This is a genomic window from Allobosea sp. GW821-FHT09G06, assembly GCF_059416005.1.
The window spans coordinates 70,885-94,505 of record NZ_JBWKOI010000005.1 but is presented as its reverse complement, the minus strand read 5'-3'; the positions used below and the strand labels follow the sequence as shown (position 1 = coordinate 94,505).

Annotated in this window: 20 protein-coding genes; 7 read left to right on the top strand and 13 right to left on the bottom strand. The window is 59.6% G+C overall.

Annotated elements, in window-relative coordinates; translation table 11 throughout:
- Positions 1–259: 259 nt before the first annotated feature.
- The 9 genes from AC07NY_RS21915 to AC07NY_RS21875 all read right to left on the bottom strand — a co-directional run bounded on the left by AC07NY_RS21915 (position 260) and on the right by AC07NY_RS21875 (position 9,588).
- A complete protein-coding gene (locus tag AC07NY_RS21915) occupies positions 260–1,627 on the bottom strand; it encodes an FRG domain-containing protein (RefSeq protein ID WP_494585576.1) in 1,368 nt (455 codons plus the stop codon).
- 70 nt (positions 1,628–1,697) lie between these two features.
- Positions 1,698–4,136 (bottom strand): S8 family peptidase, encoded by a 2,439-nt coding sequence (locus AC07NY_RS21910; RefSeq protein ID WP_494585575.1) that lies wholly within the window; start codon positions 4,134–4,136, stop codon positions 1,698–1,700.
- A gap of 37 nt (positions 4,137–4,173) precedes the next feature.
- On the bottom strand, positions 4,174–5,181 hold the full coding sequence (locus tag AC07NY_RS21905; protein ID WP_494585574.1) for an AAA family ATPase: 1,008 nt from the start codon (positions 5,179–5,181) through the stop codon (positions 4,174–4,176).
- The gene (locus AC07NY_RS21900) at positions 5,178–5,513 is read right to left on the bottom strand and encodes a hypothetical protein (protein WP_494585573.1); all 336 of its coding nucleotides are present in this window, start codon (positions 5,511–5,513) and stop codon (positions 5,178–5,180) included. Before AC07NY_RS21900 ends, AC07NY_RS21905 begins: the two co-directional genes overlap by 4 nt.
- 32 nt (positions 5,514–5,545) lie before the next feature.
- Positions 5,546–5,836, bottom strand: coding sequence for a protease inhibitor I42 family protein (locus tag AC07NY_RS21895; protein WP_494585750.1), 291 nt, complete (start codon positions 5,834–5,836; stop codon positions 5,546–5,548).
- Between the two features lie 20 nt (positions 5,837–5,856).
- Positions 5,857–6,684, bottom strand: coding sequence for a C1 family peptidase (locus AC07NY_RS21890; RefSeq protein WP_494585572.1), 828 nt, complete (start codon positions 6,682–6,684; stop codon positions 5,857–5,859).
- A 512-nt stretch (positions 6,685–7,196) separates the two neighbouring features.
- Complete coding sequence (locus tag AC07NY_RS21885; protein WP_494585571.1) at positions 7,197–7,751, bottom strand: phosphatase PAP2 family protein; 555 nt, start codon at positions 7,749–7,751, stop codon at positions 7,197–7,199.
- A gap of 51 nt (positions 7,752–7,802) precedes the next feature.
- Positions 7,803–9,044, bottom strand: a complete 1,242-nt coding sequence (locus AC07NY_RS21880) for an MFS transporter (RefSeq protein WP_494585570.1) — start codon at positions 9,042–9,044, stop codon at positions 7,803–7,805.
- A 1-nt stretch (position 9,045) separates the two neighbouring features.
- Positions 9,046–9,588, bottom strand: coding sequence for a Chromate resistance protein ChrB (locus tag AC07NY_RS21875; RefSeq protein ID WP_494585569.1), 543 nt, complete (start codon positions 9,586–9,588; stop codon positions 9,046–9,048).
- A 154-nt stretch (positions 9,589–9,742) separates the two neighbouring features.
- Between AC07NY_RS21875 and AC07NY_RS21870 the strand changes: the two genes are divergently transcribed.
- The 4 genes from AC07NY_RS21870 (at position 9,743) to AC07NY_RS21855 (ending at position 12,594) form a co-directional block, all read left to right on the top strand.
- On the top strand, positions 9,743–10,021 hold the full coding sequence (locus tag AC07NY_RS21870; protein WP_441514033.1) for a metal/formaldehyde-sensitive transcriptional repressor: 279 nt from the start codon (positions 9,743–9,745) through the stop codon (positions 10,019–10,021).
- Positions 10,022–10,026: 5 nt separating this feature from the next.
- Positions 10,027–11,208, top strand: a complete 1,182-nt coding sequence (locus AC07NY_RS21865; RefSeq protein ID WP_494585568.1) for a nickel/cobalt efflux transporter — start codon at positions 10,027–10,029, stop codon at positions 11,206–11,208.
- Between the two features lie 718 nt (positions 11,209–11,926).
- Positions 11,927–12,190 (top strand): prevent-host-death protein, encoded by a 264-nt coding sequence (locus tag AC07NY_RS21860; protein WP_494585567.1) that lies wholly within the window; start codon positions 11,927–11,929, stop codon positions 12,188–12,190.
- Positions 12,190–12,594, top strand: coding sequence for a hypothetical protein (locus tag AC07NY_RS21855; RefSeq protein ID WP_494585566.1), 405 nt, complete (start codon positions 12,190–12,192; stop codon positions 12,592–12,594). Before AC07NY_RS21860 ends, AC07NY_RS21855 begins: the two co-directional genes overlap by 1 nt.
- Positions 12,595–12,704: 110 nt before the next feature.
- Here the strand turns inward: AC07NY_RS21855 and AC07NY_RS21850 are convergent, their stop codons facing one another.
- Genes AC07NY_RS21850 through AC07NY_RS21835 form a run of 4 tightly spaced genes read right to left on the bottom strand, consistent with a single transcriptional unit; the run spans position 12,705 to position 19,604 of the window.
- Positions 12,705–15,662 (bottom strand): TniQ family protein, encoded by a 2,958-nt coding sequence (locus AC07NY_RS21850; protein ID WP_494585565.1) that lies wholly within the window; start codon positions 15,660–15,662, stop codon positions 12,705–12,707.
- A 2-nt stretch (positions 15,663–15,664) separates the two neighbouring features.
- Positions 15,665–16,639 (bottom strand): TniB family NTP-binding protein, encoded by a 975-nt coding sequence (locus AC07NY_RS21845; protein WP_494585564.1) that lies wholly within the window; start codon positions 16,637–16,639, stop codon positions 15,665–15,667.
- Between the two features lie 22 nt (positions 16,640–16,661).
- Positions 16,662–18,824: a Mu transposase C-terminal domain-containing protein gene (locus tag AC07NY_RS21840; protein WP_494585563.1), complete on the bottom strand. Its 2,163-nt coding sequence runs from the start codon at positions 18,822–18,824 to the stop codon at positions 16,662–16,664.
- Between the two features lie 12 nt (positions 18,825–18,836).
- Positions 18,837–19,604, bottom strand: a complete 768-nt coding sequence (locus tag AC07NY_RS21835; protein ID WP_494585562.1) for a TnsA endonuclease N-terminal domain-containing protein — start codon at positions 19,602–19,604, stop codon at positions 18,837–18,839.
- Positions 19,605–20,232: 628 nt separating this feature from the next.
- Between AC07NY_RS21835 and AC07NY_RS21830 the strand changes: the two genes are divergently transcribed.
- From AC07NY_RS21830 to AC07NY_RS21820, 3 genes are all read left to right on the top strand, one after another.
- Positions 20,233–20,685: a helix-turn-helix domain-containing protein gene (locus tag AC07NY_RS21830; RefSeq protein ID WP_494585561.1), complete on the top strand. Its 453-nt coding sequence runs from the start codon at positions 20,233–20,235 to the stop codon at positions 20,683–20,685.
- Between the two features lie 573 nt (positions 20,686–21,258).
- On the top strand, positions 21,259–23,382 hold the full coding sequence (locus tag AC07NY_RS21825; RefSeq protein ID WP_494585560.1) for an AAA family ATPase: 2,124 nt from the start codon (positions 21,259–21,261) through the stop codon (positions 23,380–23,382).
- Positions 23,379–23,597: a hypothetical protein gene (locus AC07NY_RS21820; protein ID WP_494585559.1), complete on the top strand. Its 219-nt coding sequence runs from the start codon at positions 23,379–23,381 to the stop codon at positions 23,595–23,597. The genes AC07NY_RS21825 and AC07NY_RS21820 overlap by 4 nt, the downstream gene beginning before the upstream one ends.
- The last annotated feature ends 24 nt before the right edge of the window (positions 23,598–23,621 follow it).

The following is a 23,621-nucleotide window of genomic DNA, read 5'->3' as shown; positions in this document are numbered from 1 at the left end:
TTCTAAGAGCAGATTTCTGAAATTAAGAATCTAAATTCAGAAAAGTAGCCGTAAAAACCGTCATTCTCCAAAATAGCGAGTCTGGCATACTTTCAGATTAGGAATATCGGAGCGCAAGCAGCGGCGCAACACTTTGTTTACTATCTTGGAGCGGACAGGGGAGCGGGCAATTTGGACCAAGCACCACGTCACTAACCAATGCTCGGCTTTGAATTGGGCCCGCTAAGATTTTGGTGTCAGCTCCAGGCCGATTGCGCATTCACTCTGTGGCTGGTCGCAAATGCTGATCGCGCAGGTGGACCGTGGTTTGATCGATGCTTGGATAGACAGTGGTCGCGTTGATGTTGATGGCGTCCAGCTGTGCCAGAATATGCTCCTTGTTATCCACGGTCACCCGCGAAACCTCGATCCCGTCGTTGCCCCACTCCGGCAACGTTGCCTCATGACCGAAGAGAAGGAAGGCACCCGATTGGGACTTGATCCGGCTATTGGTCCTTTTTGCCTTGACGCACACGACAGAGCCGAGGTCGTCAGGCTTGATCCGCCCTTCAAAATAGCTCTTTTCCGACTTGATGTGATGGAGCAGCTTACGAGCGACATCGGTCTCGTTGAACTGCACTGCGTCCAGCCGAAGGTCGATCAGGCTCTTCTGGGAATGAGGCAGGTTCGAGAGGTTCGCTAGGCAGCTGACCGTATCGGAGTCGAAGTACTTCACCTTGTCGCGCGCAATGCGAAAGACAATCACCTCCCCTTTCGTCTCCATGAGCTCCGGCTTGCAGTGACAGGCGAAGAACAAGGCGACGAGGGGGTTGCCTGAGATATCGAGCAAGCGGGTGGGAAGGCCATAATGCTGCATTCTCACCAAGCGATCGAAGCAGTACTGGTCGCCTTGGAATTCGTCGTAGTGAGCGATCAGCACTTCCTTGCAGAGCCGGTCCTCGTCCGGCATGTATTTCCACGATCCGTTCGGCCACTTTCTGAGCAGCGACGGCGTTAGTTCGAACGTGCCATCCTCATGGCCGCGGTAAAAGCTTTCCGCTGTCGGGTCCTTTTCGACGTCGAAGAGCACCTTGAGAAAGCTCTCGACGCTGTCGGCCTCGCCAATCTCATTCTTTCGGCGCTCGGGCGGCTCAGCCGCCACTCCGGTTCGTCCGTCGCCGTAGCGCGCGATGGCTTCCCGCCCACCGGCACTGAAGTCAGCAAGGTTCGTCAATACATCCCGGTAATTGCCAGGCCGCACCGCCCAATGCGTTCGATAAAGCTGGAAGTTGACGATTCCGAACGCCTTGCGAGCCGCCTCGACGCTTGGAAACTGGACTTCGCCAAAATTGACTGCGGTGCTGAATTGCGCAGCGACCACCTTCTTGTCGGCGCGGATTTGCCGCAGGTGTCCGAACCGGACGAGCATCGTCGGCTGGTCAGGGCCCGTGTCGATCTCGCTGCAGAGAAAGGTCGGCAACTTTTCCAGGAAGGCCAACGCCGGCCCGTCCAAACCGACCAGTCGCTGTTCTGTGTCCGTCGGGGTATGCTCGAACATGCGGCCCCGGCCCATCTCGATCAACGTATCGTCCTCGGCAAGCCAGGAGCGGTTGCCAAACGAGATGTAGTTGAAGTTTTCGAGCATCATTCCTCGAAGCGGCTAGTGACGTCTTTCGCAACACAATTTGGAAAGGTTGCAGCTCACGGCCCTCGTTCCCTCACGTCTCAATCGTCAGCGGCACTCGGGTCTTCAGGGTAGCAATCGACGCTTCGGTCTCAGTGGCGAGGTCGACGTCAATCCGCGCGGTCTCAATCGAGGCGATTAGGGAAAATCGTACGGTTTCCAACGGGTCTCCCGCGCCGCTGTTGTTCCGCCACCACCCATATTGAGGATAAACGGCGATGGCGCCCATTTGGCTCAGATCGCTTGCGCGGCCTGTCCAAATGTCCTGCCGGATCGATCCGTTGGAGCGCTTCTTGTCGCCAAGGAGCCACGTTCCCACCGGCTGCCTCGTCGGAAGCTTCTTGCCTGGCTCTCGGGCCAGCTTGTTGACTCTGGCAATTGCAAGCTCGTCGTGGTCGTCGGGATCTTTGATATCGAATTTGAGATGATGAGAATGATAGTTTTGGGCCCTTTGAGCATTGAGCGCGAGAGGGGCAGGGTCGGTAAAATAAGAAAGTGTGATCCTTAAACTAACGTCCGCTGTCCCGAGCGCCTCAAGCGCATCGATCGGCCACGGAAGGCGGTAATATCGCATAAAGGCGTGCTGCCACTTTTTGTTTTTATTTTGCAAGAGCTGAAGTTCGTCCTGGATAATCATCGTGAGCGCATTGTTCGCACTCTCAAAGACGCGCTTTTCATTGGGCACGCCCCAGCCGAAGCGGTGGAGCAAATTATCCACGGTGGACCGACTCACGCGACCAGCGCGAGCTTCCATCGCCGGCGTCCAACGCGCGGCGTGGACGACAAGCCCGCGAACCGTCTCCGGCCAGAACTCGGGATATGCGGCCATCACCCGCGTGCAGAGACCGGCGGCCGCTGCCGTCGCAATGCTCGTGTCCGTGCCGGCGGCAAAGGGCCGATTGGGCAGCTCGTGGTGCGTTGTGAGGACAGACAACCTGTCTGCTTTTCCCAGGGTCAGACCTTCAACGTCAGCAAATAGATTGCCGCCCTCCATCACGATATCGGGCTTCTGACCCAAGCGGTGTTCCCAGCTGATGCTCGTTCGGGCGGTGGGACACAGATCCCCAGCGGGCGCGTGACCTAACGTTGGCTTCTGTCCGCTGATGGCCGTGTACGCTCCCACCGTCAGTGCATTGACCGATTGCCCGGGCGATTGGATGCCGGATTCGTCATTTGCCGTGGTGTAGCCTACTACCTCGGCGGGAAGAGTGTCGATATTGCCGGCGGCGATGCAGAACAGTCTCTTCGGGTTGTCGCGGCCGAAGCTTAGCCTGTCGATCAAGGATGAGAGAGCGCCGGGAGATCCGTTGCAGGGATCTGCGGGAAGGCTGAATGAGAGCGAGTAGACGCGGTTCGAATGCTCCTTCTCGTTCAGCCTGAACGCAGCAATGAGTGCCTCTGCGGCGCTTTTGAAGGGAGCGCCGTGGCTATTGAATATCGCCACAGACTCCAGGGCAGTCGTCAATTTTATCGGCCCCGTTGATCCGTTAATCCAGCGCGTAAGGTCGCCGAACAGGGCCGCGCCAGCCATTTGTGTGCCGTGACCGTGTGCGTCTTCGGCTTGAAGTCCTGTGGCAATCGCGTGCGCGCGACTTTCTGGGAGGGAGCCCGCAAGCAACGGATGACTGTGGCGGACGCCAGTGTCTATGATCGCTGTGCGAGGAGCATTTGACCCGGCAAGCTCCAGGCGCCCTTGCAGCGAACGCGTGAGGTCGACCCGTTCTCGGGGTGTCAACGAGGTTGGCGGAATTCCGATTGTCGAAGCAGGGCGAATTTCGACGGCCGCAGCGGTTGCCTCGAGGAGCTCTTTGAGATTGTTGAACGTGCCTGTGAGGATAACGACTACTGCGTTGGGGAAGCTGATTGGCTCGCTATTCTGTTGCAGCGAGAATTCACGAGCGAGCCTGCTGACAGTCTCGAAAGCCTCGGGCCTGAGCCAAATCTCCCAATCCTGCTGACCGGTAGCTTTGGCACGAAGACTCATCCCAGGCGGTCCGGCCCAGAGCGGCTCGATGCCTGTCGGAGCGACGGACTTAATCTGCTCAAAAAAGAAAAAGTGCCGGGGCCGGTTACCTTCCTCGTTCCAATCGCCATAGCGCTCGACCGCAGTCGCAAGTTTTTTGAGAGAGCTCTCGGAGGCGTAGGCGTGAACCTTTTGATTCAGCCCCTTTCCGACCGATTTGAGCAGCGTTATCCCGTGCGTGGCTTGAAAGAATTGAAGATCAATGCCGACCTCCGTCCGGGCGTCGAATCGCATTAGTGCGCCACGCTCGTCTTTTCTCAGCTCATTCCTGATTCCCGCACGCCGTTCTGCGTATGCGGTGACGACGCCTGTAACGTTCTCGGTCAGCTTTGAAGCATGCGCGGGCCGATTGTGCACAGGCGGCGTCGGCACTGGTTCGAGCGGTGCAGTGACAGGGGAGAAAGCCCGATCTAGGCCAATCTTCTTGCGAACGATCAGGTGCTGCGCCAAGAATCACTCCCCCACCCAAGCGAAGAAGTGAACTTTATCAATGATCGTGGCGTCGTTCCGCAATTGCCCCAAGGATTAATTCTGAGGACATGACGCCGCCGTGCTCCAGAACGGCATCTCTGGCCGCGTCTTGAGCGGCGGATGCAATATCTGCCGGGCTCATTCCTTCTGCCGCTTGGAGGATCTCGGGCCAGTCGAGGCCATCAAGTTCAAAAGCCAGTAGGTGCATTTCGAACAGCGGCTGAATGAGTTCTCGCTCGGGCAGTTCAAATTTGAGCTGCGTGTCAAACCGGCGGAAAACAGCCCGATCCAGCAGCTCAGGATGATTGGTTGCCGCGAGAATTAAGCTGGAACTCTTATCTTCGTCGAGAAATTGAAGCAGGGAATTCAAAACGCGACGGGCTTCGCCGACGTCATTTCCCACGACACGTGACGTCGCCAAGGCATCAACTTCATCAAAGAAGTACACGCCGCGCGTCGATGTCATGGCGTCGAAAACCAGGCGCAGCTTCGCTGCGGTTTCGCCCATGAACTTCGTGATCAGTCCGTCCAGCTGGATCGTGAACAACGGGTAGTTCAATTCGCCTGCGATGGCCGCCGCCGTCATCGTCTTCCCCGTACCCGGTGGCCCAGAGAGGAGGATCTTTCGGCGCGGAGACAATCCAAAATCTCCAAGGCGCGCTCGTTCGAGCTGCTCCCTGACGAGCTTGGCGAGACGGGAAGCCAGCCTCGCCGGCAGCACCAGGTCGTTGAGTTTCAGGCGCGGGAAAGACGCCGACAATATACCAGCCAGCTCGCCCCTCGGCTTCGCCAGCGGGACCGGATCGCGGGAAAGCTCCAACGCTCCAAAATGGGAACGTGCCTCGGCGATAAGATCGTGCATTTCCTGGGCGACGCGGACATGGCCCTTTTTGACAGCCTCCTCGGCCAGCTGCGTCGCCACTGACAGGAATCGCCGCTCGTCGCGCGCATTATGGCTCCGCAGCAGAGACAAGATCTGCTGCGCATTGCCTACCGGCCCATTTTTTCCCGCCGATCCGGTCATTTGCTGCGTCCGATATCCTCATCGAGTTTATTGCAGAGAAGTTCCATATTCGTCAACCATTTTTGCATATTTTCCATAATGATTTTGCCTTGTCGCAGCAGTTCTGCCGCAGGCTCGATTGTGCCCAGCTGGCCAGCGCGAGTCGGGCTGACCTGAACCATGTAATCATGGATTTTTTGGCGGCTTTTGGGGGCAAGGTGCACTTCTTTGCTTAGAATCTTGCTTAGGTGGCCCTGGTCCATTCTCAACTCGCGCGCGAGCCGCGACTGCGTCAGGCGCGCCTGAGACATGTGTCCCTTCAAGGCAACGATTAGAAAGCCGTCATCGAGCATGATGACGGTTGTATGGATTTTATGGATTCTGTCTAGGGCCGAACAGAAATGGGAAGCGAAATGCGCGAGGCAGCGTCATCCTCCCAAGGAGCACGCAATTCGAACGCCAGCTCTCCCTCGCCGGCTTTCTCTGCCCTGAACCGAAAGAGCACGGTGCCGCTGGCGCCTGGTGTCGTAGAGCCCTGCCGCGTGGCGCAGACCAGAGAAACCAACCCCGTCGGGAGCACTGGTTCGAACAAGTACCCCGAGGCGCCCGGCTCTTGGAGAGAAATCAAGAACTCCTCTCCCACGGCGGCGCTGACGCTATCTCCCGGCCGAAACATAGCGGGCGAGGCTTCACTCATCAGAGTGCTTCGACATGCAGCCCGTATGACGGAAAGGCGTCGTCAATGCAGCACTGTCCATACCTGATACGAAGATAGCCCATTTCTCCCCACTTCGCGCCCCAGCTGTTTTTAACGATCCAGCATCCCTCAGCATCGTCGTAGCCGACGACGCAGACTGCATGGTGGCCGACCAATTGCCCCTGAACATGTTCGTAGACCCCTGACTTGTAGACGCGGAGATCCTCAAAGACCTGCATCTGAGCGACGATCGGCCCGTCCTCGTAGATCGCTTGCTTTCGCTGAGATTGAGAAACCAAATGATGCCAGCTCTGGACGCGATAAGCGGGCGGAACCGCCCTATGCGAGGTCATCCGCGGATCGTACGGAAGGTCTTTCTCCCAACCGACACCATTGGTCTGAGCTCGGCGTAGGGCGTCTTCAATCAGCATGCCCGATTGACAGGTCGCGGCGCTGCCGAAGAATAGGTCGGCTTCTGAAAGATCAATATCTTCCCTGCGGTCTTCCGTGATCCGGGCCGCGGCCTCCATGGCGCCGAGCACGGCAAAGGACACGCAGCTCCCGCAAGGTCCTTGGTTGCGGACCTCCGTGGGCCAGCAGGTGCCATCAACGCTTCGCCAATCGTGAGAGGTGGGAAGGTTCGGCGCGGGCAATCCCCATGCCCGTGTGCTGGCGGCGGCAATCTCGGCCATATTTCCGCTGCTGGGCGTGCTGCCGAGCATCGCTGCGAACACGGAATCGGGCAGCTGCGACAGCTCATTTTCTTCCGCCTGCCAGGCAACCTTACGCGATTGGATGCTTTGCTCGACGGATTTCAGGTCAATCATCTGTATCTCCGATTGGAGAGGGTGGGCTTAGAACTTCTGTCGGTCCAAAATGCCTAGGATGGAGCTGATCGGCAGTCGTCACGGTCAGCGTCCGCTGGGACCGGAGACGTAGGCAGACCTGGCAGCCGCTACCTCTCCGAATTCCTCTTGACATGAGTGGTAGGCGGAAAACGAGCCCAAAATTAAGTGTCGAAGTGAATACCCGCGAGCGGTCCGGCGAGGCCGATGCGCGTTGGCGCTTCTGGTGGCTCACTACAGGGGCCTTGCCGCGAGAAGCCGTCGCCGAGGATAGCGCCAATGGTCGCCGCGCCCAGCAGCGGCCATAATTTGACGATCCCACTCGGAACCAGGGCGCTCACCGCCAGGATCGCCCCGTTCCCGGGATGAAGGCCCCGATCACCGGAAGGGATTCCGACAGCGCCAGCAGTAGCACCACCCCATAGGCTAGATAAGGGTGAGCCGCGACGAGATCGGTGACTGCCGCAAAAAGGGACGCCACCACGACTGGCCTCCTACAGGATCGCGGTGACGAACCGGTCCAGTCGCGTCCCTTCGCGGTAGAATACCCTGACCAGAGCAGCAGCGACGATGCCGGTCACGGCTCCCCCGAGAACGTCGCCGACATAATGTGTTCCGACATAGACCCGCGAGAGCGACACCAGAGCCGCCGCGGCGAGGAACCACAGCCCCGTTCGGCGCATCCCGTGGACCAGGAACGCTGCGGCGATGGCAAAGGTCGCGGTCGCGTGATCGGAGGGGAAGGACGGGTCGGAGCTGCGCTCGATCAGCAGATGGGTTACGCCGCCATCATAAGGTCGGACCCGATGAACGAACAGCAGGACGATCTGGTTGATGACGAGGCCGAGCAGGAAGGAGAGTCCCACGGCGACGAGTACATGCCGCTCGTGCGGCCTGCCGCCTCCGCGCCACCATTGCCCGGCCACGGCAAGCACCAGCAAGGGGACGCCGATGGCCGAGATCCAGATCATCAGGAAATCGCCGGCGGCTGAACCGGACAGACCGTTGATGACGTGGGTTATTGCGGCGTCGAGGCCATATAGCTGCATGTGAGAACCCTCGATTCAGTTCTGATCCCATCGGGATCGGCAGTCACGGTGTTAAGCTCGGCGCTGTTTCCTGAACCGCTCACGAACCGGCACCAAGGCGACTGCGGTCACCAGAGCGAAGCCTGCACCGACGAGGAAGGTCGCCTGCGGTCCGCTCGCGTCCCAGAGCGCCCCGGCAATCACGCTGGCCGCGAGCAGGGCCACTCCGGTCACCAGGTTGAACATGCCGAAGGCGGTGCCGCGCAGCTCGGCCGGCGCGGTTTCCGCGATCAGGGTCGAGAGCAGCCCCTGGGTGAAGCCCATATGGAGGCCCCAGAGAGCTACGCCGATGCCGACACTCGTGATGCCGGAAGCGAAGGCCAGTGCGAGATCGGCGAGGATGAGCAGAAGCAGGCCGAGGATCAGGATCGTCACCCGGTCCATCCGGTCGGAGAGAATCCCGATCGGATAGGCGGACAGCGAATAGACGAGGCTCATGATCACCAGCACGATCGGCGTCAGCGCCAGCGGCAGGCCGATCGACTGCGCGCGCAGGATCAGGAAGGCCTCGCTGAACCGGGCGAGCGTGAACATCGTCGCGATCGCCACCACCCACCAGTAATTCGCGCCGAGACGGCCGAGCTCCTCTCGTCTGAGCGGCATCCGGACGCGCCGGATCTCCCCCGATCGTTCAGGCTCCTTCACAGCGAAAAGGAGCACGCCGACGGACAGGAAGGCCGGGATGACGGCGATCCAGAACACCGTCTGGAAGTGGTTCATCGTCAGCCACATCAGGCCGATGGCCAGGAGCGGGCCGATGAAGGCGCCGATCGTATCGAGCGACTGGCGCAGGCCGAAGCTCGCCCCGCGCAATTCGGGCGGCGCGATATCGGCGACGAGAGCGTCGCGCGGCGCACCGCGTATGCCCTTGCCGATACGGTCGACGAACCGGGCCGCGACGAGCCAGTCGAGCGAGGGCGCCAGCGGAAAGATCGGCTTCGTGCAAGCCGCGAGGCCATAGCCCAAGGCTGCGAGGAACTTGCGCTTTCCGAGCCAGTCGCTGAGCGCGCCGGAAAACACCTTGGTGATCGAGGCGGTCGCCTCGGCGATGCCTTCGATGAGGCCCACGGCCAGCGTCGAGGTGCCGAGCACCGTCACCATGTAGACCGGCAGCAGGGCGTGGATCATCTCGGAGGAGATGTCCATCAGCATCGAGACGAAGCCGAGCGCCCAAATTCCGAGGGGGATGCCCTGCCGGGCGGCCGATGACGGTGCGGCTTCCGCGGCGGGCGGGCGCTTGGCTCGATCGCTCATCTCAGTGGTTCTCGTCATTGGCGTCGAAGACGCGCTGTGCGTAGCTGTCGAGCAGCGCCTCGCAGGCTTGGAGGCGAGCGGCCGCCTCTTCCGCGAGCGTCGCCCCATAGAAGTCGAGCTTCCTGATCCGTTCGAGCCAGCCCTGGAGCTTCTTGAGGTCGGTGTCTTCCTCCTCAAGCTCGGCATAGGTGAATTTGTTGATCGCGATTTCCTTGGCGATCTCGTTCTCGAAATCGGCGCAGCGCCCGAGGAATTCGCGATACTGCTCGTCGCGGTCGGCCCGGAAGCGGGCGACGACCTTCTCCTCCTGGGCGCGGTCGAGCGCGACGGTCTCCAGCAGCACGGCCTCGCCGCCCATCTCCGCGATGTCGTTCTCGATCATCTTCAACCGCCGGGCGTGATCGTCAGCCTTCGGCAGCAGGCAGACGCCGTTCTGCAAATAGATGGCGCCCATGCCCTTGAGCCGCCGCCACAAGGCGACCCGTTTCGTGGCCGGTTCGGGCGGCACCTTATAGGTCAGCAGAAGCCACGATGGAGCAACCATAAACCCCGTTTAATGAAACGATGGTTACAAATCAAATGAGATGTTCTTCGTAGTATGCCGAGGAATTGGACCTCGCCTCGGAGCAGCGGCCCGGTGCCTGGGTGTCGGCCATCGCCCCGGTTGTATGATATAGCCCCCTATCCTATATGGAGGTATGACACATACCATTCATCACAAGCAGAAACTGCTTGGCCGGGTGCGGCGCATCAAAGGCCAGGTTGAAGCCATCGAGCGAGCTCTTGAGACTGAGGCGGGCTGCGACCGAGTCATGCAGCTCATCGCGTCCGTTCGAGGCGCCACGGCCGGGCTGATGTCCGAGGTGGTCGAAGACCACGTCTGGCATCATCTCGTGGATCCCGAGAAGCACCCCGGCGCTCTCAATCAAGACGCGGCCGAGCAATTGCTCGATCTCGTCCGTACCTACATGAAGTGACCCTCATGCCCTCCTTTGCCGATCTGCTCCAGCAGAGCTCCGCTCACGCCTGGCTGTTCATCCCGAGCGCGATCTTGCTGGGGGCACTTCACGGGCTCGAACCCGGGCACTCCAAGACCATGATGGCTGCGTTCATCATTGCGGTGCGCGGAACCGTAACGCAGGCCGTGCTCCTTGGTCTGGCGGCTACGGTGTCCCATACGATCGTGGTCTGGGGCATCGCAATCGGGGGCATGTACCTCTGGCAGGGCACCGCCCCGGAGACCTTCGAACCCTATCTCCAGATCGTCTCCGCCGTGGTCATTGTCGGGATGGCACTCTGGATGCTCTGGCGCACCCGGGAGGACCAGCAGCGCGCCAAGCTGGCTTCCGGCCATAGCCATGGTGGCCATGGAGGTCACAGCCATGGAGGTCACGGAGGGCACGGACACCATGGGGACGAGCACGCCGACGATGCGCGCCGGATCGACACCGGCCATGGCGTGATCTCGATCGAAATCTTCGAACAGGGCACGCCGCCGCACTGGCGCATCCGCAACGAGCGTGGCCATGACTGGGCGGCAAAGGACGTCCGGATCGAAACCGAACGCCCGGATGGGATACGCCAGACCTTCACCTTCGAGAAGAAGTCCGGCTTCCTGGAATCGGTGCAGGAGATTCCCGAGCCACACGAGTTCATGGTCCGCGTCAGCCTCGGCCATGGCGGCCACAGCCATGACTACGACCTGTCCTTCGTCGAGGATCATGGCCATGGCCATGACCACATGCATGAGGAACTGCGTGGGCTCGATGTCGCGACGGATGGCTACCAAGACGCACATGAATTGGCGCATGCCAACGATATCCGGCGCCGCTTCGCCGACCGCAACGTCACGACCTGGCAGATCGTCCTGTTCGGCCTGACCGGCGGCCTTATCCCTTGCCCTGCGGCGATCACCGTCTTGCTGCTGTGCCTTCAGCTCAAGCAGTTCACGCTCGGCTTCACGCTGGTGCTGTGCTTCTCGATCGGCCTTGCGATCACGCTCGTCTCGGTCGGCGCGGCCGCAGCGCTGAGTGTCCGCCACGCGACGCAGCGTTGGTCCTGGTTCTCGACCTTCGCTCGCCGCGCTCCCTATTTCTCCGGGATACTGCTGATCGGCGTCGGACTCTATGTCGGAATCCACGGCTGGATGGGGCTTTCCGCTTAGACTTCGCTGCCGGCGCAGCCAGGTCGATAGTTGGTCGTCATGTCTGATCTCTGCCCCACGCGCGACCGGCCTGCCGATATCGCCTCGTGCTCAGTTCTACGATCTGCGACAATCGATCTGCTTTCGGCCGTGCAATATTCCGCATACCAGCGCACGGTGGTTACGGCGACGGCGATGCCAAATGAAATCTCTATCCACGCATGACCAATAGCGTCGTTCCCCGTCACGCCACCCGGCTCGCTCACCGGTGGCGGCCTCCAATCGCGCGGCGACAAGTTCCGCAATGGCTGCCGGCGCCTCATCCGGAATGGTGAAGACCGAGCTGACGTTGATCTCGCAGAGGACAGCCATGCACCCCGTCGGGACTTTGACATTAGACCCCGCCAACTCCTCACGCCTGCCGTTCCTCACGCGATAGAGGCGGACAGCATCTTTGAGGGCATTGGCCCGGACGAGGTAATAATTCTGCGGATCTTGTAATCTGAAGGCCACGCCGCCGGCACGGTCCCGCTTTCCTGAGAGATGACCAACGAGGAGCTGCAGCGCGCATCGGAGGTCGTGAGGAAGAACGACGTCGCAATAAGAGGCCCCGTCGTCAGCCCTTCGCTGCGGCCGTGCCGTCCTCGGGAGCCGCCCGCCGCAGCCTCGATTTGAATAGGGCGGGTTGCTAGCTGCAGATCTTACGTTATATACGTATATTATGCAGTGGGAGGCTTCCATGAAGGAATTCTCGTTTTCGGACCTCAACCGTCGTTCCGGCGACGTTTTGGACGCGGCCCTGGCGGAGCCGGTGAAGTTGATGAAGAGGGGCAAGGCGAAGATCATAATGCTGCCGCAGGAGCAGTACGAGCGGATGAGGGATGCGGCCCGGCCGAATGAGCAGGCCGCCTTTACGCTCGATACGGCTCCGGATGAGGATATCGAGAACCTCATGGCTGGCTTTCAGGAGATCATCGATCAGGCGGATCGAGAGGGCCGCTGATGGTCCCCGGCGAGATTTATCGCTTCAACTATCTTTGGGGCCATGAGGCCCAGAAGGGGCGGACAGGCAGCCGGAAAGTCCGGCGTGTCTGCTTGGCAATGCAGATCGGGGAGTATTTGTATCTGTTTCCCATCACGAGCCTGGAACCTCAGCCTGAAAACGGGCGTGATCGCCTCTACGTCGAGGTTCCCGAGATTGAGAAGCGTCGTGTCCAGTTAAGCCTTGAGAAGCGGAGCTTCCTGGTTCTCGACGACTATAACCGCGTGCGCTCGGATCGCCTTTACGACTTCGAGAGCCTGACGCCCACAGGTACCCTGAGTCTTCGGTTCATGGAGCACATCGGCCTTATGTTCCAAGCGGCGGTACGGGATAAGCGCCCCATCCTCGGCCTCACCCGGCCTTGATCCGACGACAGGCTGAGAATTTCTCAGCATCATGGATTGCGCCTCGCCTGGGCGAAGGCCTGGGCTTGCTACGCGGTGGGGCGCCCAACCCATCAACGCTTTGGCGTCCACTATTTCCGATTGGCGCCCTCGACCCATTTGAGGCCTAAACCCTTTAGCATCGTTCCGATCGAGTGAACGCTGTAGTTGGCGCCGAATTTCTCGGAAATATAATTGACCACGTCCGTTTGATTGAAAGTCCCGGACCCGCTTGCGTTCGCCGTAATCAATGTCTGAGCGAAATCGCGAACAGATTGGCGTTGCCTTGGGTTCAAGCCCGCCTTGCTGGTATATAATCTGAGTCCTTCGATCCCATCTTGATTGAAGTCATGAATCAGTAATTTTACCGCTTTGCGGGTCGTTTTCATTTTAGCCAAAACATCGTCTAGCGGAATGCCCTGAATCAACTTCGCTGCGATATCGAAGCGCTTACGTTCCAGAGAGCGGGCCGTTTTGTATTTTGACAGCGTCTCGGGAGAAATGTCAGTGCGTATGCGAGGAAACTCTTTGTTATAGGAATCTCTGATGATCGTTCCGCTTGCTGACTTCCATTTAAGTCCCGCCTCGGAGAGAATGACCCTTAACTTTGGCTGACCGACTCTGTGGCCGCAGACGCTTTTCGCGAACACCTGAAGATCATCAACCCGCCACCCCTCCTTTTTGGATGAGACGTCCTCGACCATCTCATGAGCGCGTCGTACGATCGCGGCTCGCTGCTCATCGGTGATGACGGCGCTCTCTCTCGGGGGACGCTTTGCAGCGACCAGCGCAGCCAAGCCGCCTCGCCGATAGCGGAGGGAAAAGATGTACAGACTACCTGCCGCAACGCCATGCTTGTTCGCGGCTTCGTCGATCGGCACGCCCTCGATGAGGTCGGCGACAGCTAGAAGGCGCCGTCTCTCGCGGGCTTGTCGGCTGGAGGCTGCGTGCTTGCGCAGCGGCTCGGCATCCGCTGCAGGGCCAAGCCGAACGACCTTGGCGTTCAGAATTCGCAGAATCTCCTCTCGATCGGACTTGGCGAAGGGGCGGTTTAGCAAAGCAATGCCGGGATCCCGCTCGCCGTCGATTATCAGGCCTCGGGGCCCGAGCTTCTCATTCAGCTCCTGTCTTTTAGCGAACAGCGGGGCGTAGCCGATCTCGATGAGCTCCACGCCGATGTCGGTCAGCAATCCCTTCAACGTGCGGGTCGCCATACCCAGCTTGGTGGCAAGAAATTTGACGAAGACGTACTCGGAGTGAAATCGGTCGATATCACCACGTTGGATGATATATTTTCGCGAATACCTAACGTCCGGATCGTCCGGCCGCTTTTGTGCATTAATAATGCCTGCCCTGACCAGCTCGCGCAGATGCTCAAACGATATCCGTAATTCAATAGCGACGGCCTCCGCGCCGATTTCGGAATTAGGGGTGGTACTCGCGAGATTTTTTATGAGCTCCTTCGCGTCCTCGTAGTCGATGACCAGGCGCGCGCCGATGCTGGCGGCATCAAGCTCTACGGCTCTCAGCCGAATAGAGCCCGCTTGGATGCCGGAAAATATGTCGGCGAGCGATGTCAGACGTCGACGGCCCGCTATAGAAAGAGCATCGCACAACCTGATCGACTTCCGGTCGGGGGCCGGGGCAAGACGCGCCTCCAAGTCACGCTTGGTGGTATCCCAGGCACTTTGCCTCCAGGCGAGTTCTTCAATGCCGGCCAACCGGCGTGCGACGTCTGTGGCTGCAACGAGGAAACCGGCCTGCTCCAACGCGTCGATTGTGGCATCGCTAACCCTCTCCTGGCTTTTAAGCGAGGTGAGCGTCAGCAGGTCGCGAGACTCGTCGATGACCTGAAGGGCGAGCTCCTTGTTGACGAGCGACAGTTCGCCCGTTCCACCGCCACCGGCCACGACAATCCCAGGGTGATCGATGATCCTCTTGAAGCGATCATAGGCTGTTTTCCGCAGCTTCAGCACGGTCTGGAGACTACAGATGCGTGTAGACCAACGCTGGATGACGGCGAGTGGGTATCTTGCGACCTCCTCGTTCGGGACGGCATCGAGATGCCTCCGCAGCAGCGACTGGAAATAAGCAGCGCGAGTTTCCCCGACGCGCCAAGGTTCGATCAGGTCGGCGAGCGGTCCTAGCATCTCCCGCGTCTTGTCCGAATATGTCGACGTGACGGGCCGAGCTCGCATTTCCTCGACAAGCTGAAAGAAGCCGTTTGGCCAATCCAAGAGCGTGCTCATTCCCGAAGACAGAAACTCCGGGGTCCACGATTCTCGTTTGCGGTGCGATAGTTCCCGGCGCAAAGAGTCGGTCCCGGCAGACTCCATGGACACCGCGCCAAAGAGCGCCCCGAGGCTGATGATTTCTCCTGCACCGAAGTTTGCTAGATCCGGCGCGAAACGCTGGATCGCCCGCTCACGTACCGAGGGATCCGCATCGACAAGCGAGGCCGCCAGTCTCACGTCGGAGAGAACGGTCCCGTCGCGGATGACGGCGGATGCTTTGGCATCACGCAGGTCGATCTGGCATTCGGCGCAATGGACGATCGACGGATAATTCCAACCGAGCGCCGATTGGCAGTTCGGGCATTCGGTGAGGAGAACCTCTCCCGTCTCGGCCGAGGCGTTGACCGCGACGATATCCCACTCGGCACGATGGATCGGCGATATCCGCAACGCAGCGGGCGCAACAGCTCGAACGTGCGATGTCAGCATCCTCGTGCGAAACGGGAGACCTCTGAAGTTGCAAAACTCGTGCTCTCCGTCACCGGGCAAGCTCGTGTATGCGCGTCTCGCGATTTCCGCGCGCGGAAGTCCACACAGGTCGGCAAGCGAGGTTATCGCGTCGTCTTGGTCTTTGGCCCCGGGAGCCAGTAGTTTTGTTGCGCCGGTGGCCTTCAGGACCACATGTTCAGTGGCCCCATTGGTGGCAGCGAAGCGTGCCAGAAGTCCCCGTAAGCTTTCACTTGGATGAGGGGCCACACGGTCCGGCGCGGTCGCGCCGCTGATCTCGAAGCAGAAATCCGGCTGATCGTCCGACATGTTCAATCCAGCATTTCTTCCCAAGGGCCCTTCCAGACCTGCTGCGGCAGGAGCGGCCTGTCCGAGGTGAAGGGATTCAGCGCCACGGCGTTTGAGAACTTCCACAGGCGATCGAACGCGGAGGCCAGGATCGCGCTGTCGATGACATTGCTGCCCTGCATGATCGCATCGGTCGCGGCAATCTGCAGGAGCTTTGCGGTGGCGCCGGGGTAGCCCAGCGAAGCCGAGTGAATGCGAGCCGCAATATCCGAATTGGCGAAGTTGCTTCGTGAGAAATCCGCGACCGTCACGAACTGGTGGTCAAAATTGGCGAGATACGCCCTGTAACGCTCCCAATCCTCTTTCTGCTGCGGGTTTCGTTGATAGGGCTCGACCTCCCAATGGAAGTCGTTGCGGCCGATCAGGTGACCGTTCTTCGCGAAGACCGAGCGAGCACGCGTCGTGCCGACCAGGAGGACAGCGCACATCCCGCGACAATTGTTGATCAGATTCTGTATCCAGTCCGAAACGTTCTTGGACACTTTCCCTCGGTCCTTCTCGACCAGACGCTGAAGCTCGTCGAAAATAATGAGGGTGGTGCCGCGCCGACGGAGAGTCGCGACGAGCTCGACCCGCTTGAAGTCGCCATCCCCCTTTTCGGGGTTCAGATGATTCAGGGCCGTCAGGGCAGCGCGCCCCAGCGTTTTGGTCGTGGCACCTGAAGGAACCTCGACATAGACCACGGGGACGCGATCGGCCGCACCCTCTCGGACGGGTGGATGCTTCGACATGAAAGTGTCGATGATCGTCGTCTTTCCGCCGCGGGTTGGCGCGGTCAGCGATGCCGAAGCCGACTCCCCTCCGCCAAGGGCCGTGTCCTTAAACAACTGGATCTTCTTTACCAGATCAACTGTACGATCGTTCTCTATCCGGATGCCTTTTACCGCGTTGATTCGAGATGCGTGGCGATCTGATAGCTCCATATGGTCGGAGCTCATGAGAACCGTCTGCAACATACGCTTACGCCTTGTGTGTGGTATTGAATGAGTACTTCGCCAACAGGGCGTCGGTGTCGTCCTCGGTGCCGACTTCTGAAGAGTGCGCCGGTGAGGTCGATTCATTGGTCATCGACACCACTTCAGTCAGTGGTGTCGCAGTTCCTACGCCCTGCGCCGAGGGATCTCCTTCACGCGATTCATTGTCAGGTCTCTGAGGCGAAATGGCCTGCATCGCCATGTTGCCCACCGAGACCTGTCGCGTCGTCGAGCCGTTTTCGCTTTGAACCACGGCGATGGTCGTGGGCTTCTGCGATCCAATACCTTGGAAGCGGGCATCAACTGCCTTTCCGCGGCCTTCGCGGATGGCTTGTGCCGTCTCCTCGATCAATTCCGCTCTGGTGATCATCAGATCGCGGAAATCCCTGGAATCCCGCTCTCTGCGGCGATTCTCGTCACGAATAAGCTGATGCTGCCAGAGCGACAGCCCCTTGGCATAATCGAATTCATCGCAACGCATCGGACCCAGATACTGCCCACTCTGCGGTTCGCGTACGTAGATGCACCCGAGATCGGTGGGGTCGAAGCGGAAGTCGACATCAACGCGAGGGGCGCGAACAGAGGCAAGGATCGTTCGAACAACGTTGTCGTTTCGATAGGTCAGGCCCTTAAACCTGATGCCTTCACGGGAAATGGAGCGGCGGGCATATCGCGATAGCGAATGGGCGAGGTCTCCCATCCGCGACGGCAGTTCCACACGATGGCGCTGCGTTCCCTCGATCCAGCGCTTTTCCGGCGTGGTTCCCATGGAGCGATTGCGAGAACGAGCGTAGTCCTTCACCAGCCAACGCAAAAACATGCGTTCGAAGGTGTGGAACGAGATCTGCATCTCCGCTTTTGGGTCCAGTTCGAGGGTCTTCAGCTTCCGTGGATTGCCAAAGGTGGTTCCCGGCAGCCGATGGATGAAACGCGTATTCATCGTGCCGAAGAAGCGCTCGATGATGCCCTTATAGTGAGGCGTTCGGACGGGCGATGTTTCGAGCTCGATGCCGAGCTCCGCACAGGCGTTCGGCAAGGAATAGCCGACCATTTCCTTCCCATTGTCGGCGATCAGCTTGAACGGCACGCCCATGGCGAGCCAATCATCGGCAACGCCGGCCTTCCTGCGAGCAAGGTCGAGCTTGGGCGCGATCGCCTGGCGCAGGCACATCATCACCGAGTAGACGCTCGGCGGCTCAAAGCCGATGTAATAGCCGAGCGGATAGCGCGAATAGGCATCCAGAGCCATGGTCAGCCACGGGCGGCCACCACAGGGCAAGCCGGTCGCATCGTCGAAAAAGAGCCAACTGTCGATCTTGGTGTGATCGATGATGATCGCTTCCAGCGGGGCATCATGCTGCGGGGCAGCTTTCAGCGGGCGCAAAAGCCGATCGGCTTCGCGTCCGAGCCGTAGCCGCATCGTCCGATAGTAGTCGCTGTCACGGACGCGCCGAAAAACCGTGGCCTGGCTGGGCTCCGGCAATTCCTGCCCGGCAGGCGCGGGCTCGCCGCTGCCATCTTCAAGAAGGCCGGCGTTCCGTTTGGCAATCTGGCCAATGACGTGTTCGTAGACTGCGCTCGGCGGGAGATTGCCTCGGTTCTGATACACAGATGCGATGCTTTCGCTGATAATCAGTTCGACGTCAGCATCGATCCCTTTTTTGCGCCCCTTCTTGTCATGGAAAGAGCGCATCGCCCGCAGGTTGCGCCGACCAGAAACCCCTCGGGTCCTCAGCCAACGGCAGAGAGTCCTCCAGTCGGGCTTGCGGGTGTGGCCTTCTCGGGCGGCGACCGCATCGATGAGTGCGGACAGATCCTCCTCATTTTTCCGCGGCCGCGGGTCGGCTTGATCAAATGCGACGCAATAGCTGTGACGCCAGAGTGCTTCCTGGGGAAACTTTGCGGGGAGAGCGTCGAGGGCGCGTTCCGCCGCGACCTGATATTTTTCGGGCAAGCGCGACCAAGAAGGCACCGCGATGCGATCGGCGAGATAGAGCTCGATGAAGCCGTCCTCGTCCAGCACACGGCGGCGTCCATTTTCTTCGTCGTCGAAGGCCATTCGGCCATCTTGGAGCAGCCGGGCGAATTGAAATGCCCGCTGGTCGATCATCACGGTCGTGTCGACTTTGAGCCGCAGGTTCGCGTTCAAGGTTTGTCTCCCTCAAGCCGCTTCTTGGACTGATGGCACTGAGCTCAGCCGGGTCTGGTAGCCGGCCTTGAGCTGAACTCTCGTCTGGCCGTTCAAGGGCCCGGACAGATCCACCGAGATGATCCTGCGGGCGATGAGAGCGAGGACGCGAGCTTCCGCCTGATCCAGGCCGGCGAGCACCAGCCCGCATTCGCGCATCGTGGACTCTGAACGAGCCTCGAGATGGTAGATGAGCGCTGCGAGCTCGAACGGTGCCGGGCAAAGGCGCCGGGCCTGCTCGACCAACCGCGCATTGTTGTGCCAGACCGGAAACATACGAAAGCGCATGTCGGAAACGATCTGGAAGTTGATCCCAACGGATCGATAAAGGTGCCGCGCCTGGTGGAGCTTCGCACGGTAGGCAGGGTCGAGCTTACGCATATCGTCCCGGTATTTGCATTCGACGATACGCGTTACGCCGTCCTCCTGCTCGACCTCGAAGTCGGGAGTGTACCGAACCTTTCGGCCAGCGAGCTTGAAGGACAGTGTGTGCGGCTGCTCTCTATAGCTCACGACGGTGTCGTCGACTTCGAACCATCGGATTGCCTTCCGCTCAAGGCGCGATTCCCAGGCAATCATCCGCCTGGATTTGACGCTCGGGACCAACCCGACTGGCATGTGACGTCGGCCATTGAAGATCTTGCGAACCGGAGAACCGTCATCCCGCTGTTCGATGATCGCGTCTGCCTGTGAAAGCAGATCGTCGAGGCGCTGTTTGGCATCCCTGTCATTCATAAACATGGGAATCCTCTTCGGCAGCGCCTTGCGCGCTCTCCGTTGGCTTGACAGTCGAAGTTGATTTTTCAGGCGAATTTAGAATTATTGCCCAGAGAGTGAATAGTATTGCCTATAGGATATGATTTTTGCTTAGAGGGATGCGTGCCTAAATCTTGGAAGCACAATCAGTTCGTAAAATCGCGCAGCGACCAGCGCGCGAACGGCATTTAACTGCAAGCATGATTTTGCGTTCCTGCGCGATTATTTATTGAGGAGCTAGCATCTCGATTCTGCCCAGAATGTTAACGTCGCCGCCCTGAGGGCCGCTCGCCTGACGAGAAGCGCGGGTATCGTTTCGCAATCCTTATGCGTGGGCATTCCCCTCAAGGATTTCACTCCGAGTCCATGCTTCCAGAGAAAGCGCTATCTCGTGTCCAGACGCTGAGCCCGGCGCGCAGCGGGCCGAGGAGTCGCCTCAACTCAGACTCAAGAGCTCTCGACGGAAGAATCCAGCTTTGCGATCTTCAGCTGATGAAGGATTGTTCGACGGGTGGGGCTGAAGCGGACCCTGATCAGAAGGACACGGCCTTGACGATAGGCGAACCTAGCGCCGCTATGTCGATCTCCTGCAACGGCCAATCATGATGCTCGAATGAAGGCTATCAGCTTGAATAGCGCGGCGACACAGGAGAATGCGAAAGCGAGCCTTGAAGCTCAGCAAGGCTTGGTTGAGCCATGGCATTATAGCAGTGCTATGAAAATTTTTCACTTAGAAAATTCGCAGCCGGTCCCTTTAACGGGAATCCCGCTCCTTCCGATGCGCCGCGAGGCTTTGATCGCGGGCTACCTTTGCCAAGCCGCAAGGAGCTTATTGAACGTCTCGCAAGCTTGGCTTTGGCAGCGTGCGAGGGTTTCCCGGAAAACGATCAATGACTTTGAGAACGGGTTTTCTCAGCCCAAACCGGCCTTAGTTGCCCGTATTCGACAGGCGCTCGAAGAGGCGGGCGCTCAGTTTGTCTCGGGTGATCAGGTGGTAGGCGTCGTCGTCTATTCGTCTTCGACTGCTGCAGTTCAAAGGTCGCGGTCAGGCAAGCTGCGCGTTTGATGGTCGCGGTCGTCGTTAACCATGTTTACTTAAAATTCTAACGAAATTTTTGTATCACTGGTATATTATAATCCGAACGGTGCGCTGAACCGTCTTGACGTCGATCGATCTCACCGGCAGCGCCGCCGCCTAGCCGCCTCCCATTATACCGGCCTGCTTCTCGACATCTGTGACGATCCGGATCCGACAGACCACGCTTCTCACTGAAGCGCGGCTAGCCGCCCCTCCCTCGGCCGCAGCAATGGAGTCCCCAATGAGAGCACAACGGCGCTTCAAGCTGGCCTACCCGCGATCTCGGGCATCCACGGCCATTCGACGCCTTGACAGCATCTCCGGTAGGAAAAAAATCCAGCGCTCAGCCTCGAGGACGCCAATCGCCAATTGGGACGGGAGCGGCCAGGAACTGGACGTCCTGCTGGACGAAGACTTCGACGATCTCCCCTGCGAGCCGAGAATCCTCCTACAACTCGCCAACCAACGCTGAAGGATTCACGGCGCGCTCAAGTTCCGGCATCCCGAAATCATATCCCCCGATTCAGAACTCCCAGTGCGTCGACGCAACAAGGAGGCCATATGCATCGCGGCAAATCCAATTCGGCTGCAAAGGATCATCACTCGGTCCGCACTGATCTCCTTGCGCGTGCCTACCTCGAAATACTGGCAAAGGAGGCAGGCGCGAGAATCAAACCTATGCTTCGTGGTGAGTATTCCGATGATGCATTGGAGCGCCTGATCGACGACCTCGACGGCGACCCGGGCGATCCGGACATCACTCCACTCCGCCCAGACCTAGCAGCTGTCGCGATCTTGATGGCTCGCGCAATCGAAGCGGAACCTGGCCTCGCGCGCCGAATGCGCCGCGAAGCTCCAATCGTAGTGTTGACCACTCATAGCCCGAACTTCGTCGACATGGCGAAGGAGGTCGCTCAGACTTGCGTCTTCCCAGTCAATTCGCGGGTTCTAGAGGTCGGCGGCGTTAATGTGGGGCCGCATACGAAAGCGGTGCTTGTAGCCCGCGATGGTACCGCGAAAGACGATCGTCCCGAAAGAGGCAATCGCGAGGTTACGGCTGCACTTCAGCGTCGAATTCCCCTGATGGGAATCGCGCCGGATCCTGTTCGCCATCTGCCCCAGGCGATGATGCGGACCGCGGAGTATAAGCTCACGCTTCCGTCGTTCGACCAGAGCGCGATTGCCTTGGTCATCGAAGCCGTAACCGGTGTTTCACCGACGCGTGATATCGATCCGGATTTGATCCGATTGATCGATATCGACGATCTTCCGCTGGCATTTCGATCTGGCCGCTCAGGCAACGATTGCATTAGCGCCATCGAAGGGGTGGTGCAAAAAAAGGGAGACTACCTGATCAGCGGGCCCTCGCTGGAACAGCTGCCCGGCTATGGCGCAGCCAAGGAGTGGGGTCTGCAGTTGGCGGATGACTTGGCGGAGTACAAGGCGGGCCGGCTTAGCTGGGCTGACGTCGACCATAAGGGTTTGCTCGTCTCGGGGGCTCCTGGGACCGGGAAAACCCAGTTCGCGCGCGCACTGGCTAAAACTGCTCGCGTCCCATTGGTTTCGACCTCTGTCGCCCAGTGGAATGCGGCCTCTTACCTCTCCGGCACGCTCCAAGCTATTCGGGACGCATTCTCTCAAGCCCGGCGTCAGGCGCCCTGCATCTTATTTATCGACGAGATGGACGGCATCTCGGATCGTTCGAAGCTTCGTGGTGACTATATCGAGTATTGGACCCAGATCGTGAACCTGCTTCTCGAACAGCTTGCTGGCATCGAGGAGCGCCCGGGCGTTGTGGTCGTCGCTGCCACAAACCACTCCGATCGAATCGACGCTGCGGTCAAACGCGCGGGCAGACTCGATCGGGAGATCGAAATCGAGAAGCCGGACACGCCGACGCTCGCTGAAATCTTCCGCTTCCACATCGGTGCGGAGCTTCTGCCCAGGATCGATCTTCTTCCTCTGGCGCTGGCGTCGCGAGGGGCCACCGGAGCGGACGTTGAGGCAATCGTCAGGCGCGCGAAAGGTACCGCCAGACGTGCTCGACGCGCATTGACTCTTGAAGATCTAATGTCGGCTATAGCGGCCGATGCGCCATCTCTTCCGCTACAAGCGCGGTGGCGTATTGCCGTACATGAGAGTGGCCATGCGTTGGCCGCCTACGCGCTAGAGACCGGCACCGTCTGCGGGATCTCGATTCATACGCGTGGCGGATTCTTCGAATTCGAAAGCAATCTCTCAGGCTCAGCCACGTTCCATCGCCTTCAGCGGGAAATGACCGTTCTCCTGGCCGGCCGGGCGGCAGAGCGACTGATCCTGGGCGACGTGAGTGCTGGGGCGGGGATGCTCCCTGCCTCCGATCTGGGGCGCGCGACAGCATTCGCGTTGTTGATCGAGACGCAGTGTGGGATGGGCACCTCCGGAGGCGCCTATCTGGGGGAGGTCAAGGAACTCGTGCAAGCCCCAGCCCTGCACCTCGCGGTCAATGCGCAGATCAAAGATGCGGAAACGAAGGCCGCGGAAGTCCTTGAGCCAAGACAGACCACACTGTTGGCCCTGGCGACGGCGCTCGACCGTCAGGGCTATCTGTCAGGTGCCGAAATCGAAGGAATCATCGGCCAAAACCAGGTGGCGCTGGAAGACGCAGACCTCTCACTCCCCGCACACCTTGCGAGGTCAGCATGATTCGCCTCGACGAAATTCCTCATGTGAAGGAGCAACCCCAGTCCTTGGCGGAGACGGAGGCACTTCTCCTCAAGGCGACCCATGAATTGGCCAGAGCGCTTGGCGTGGAGCCTCTGAGGGTGCTCAAGGCCCTGGCGATCGTCATTCGCAGGCGCGCCGACTTCGAAAGTCTGAAAATCGCACCCGAGATGGCTGCGAACCGAACCCGCCGCTGAATCTCACGCCCCTGGACAGTCCCC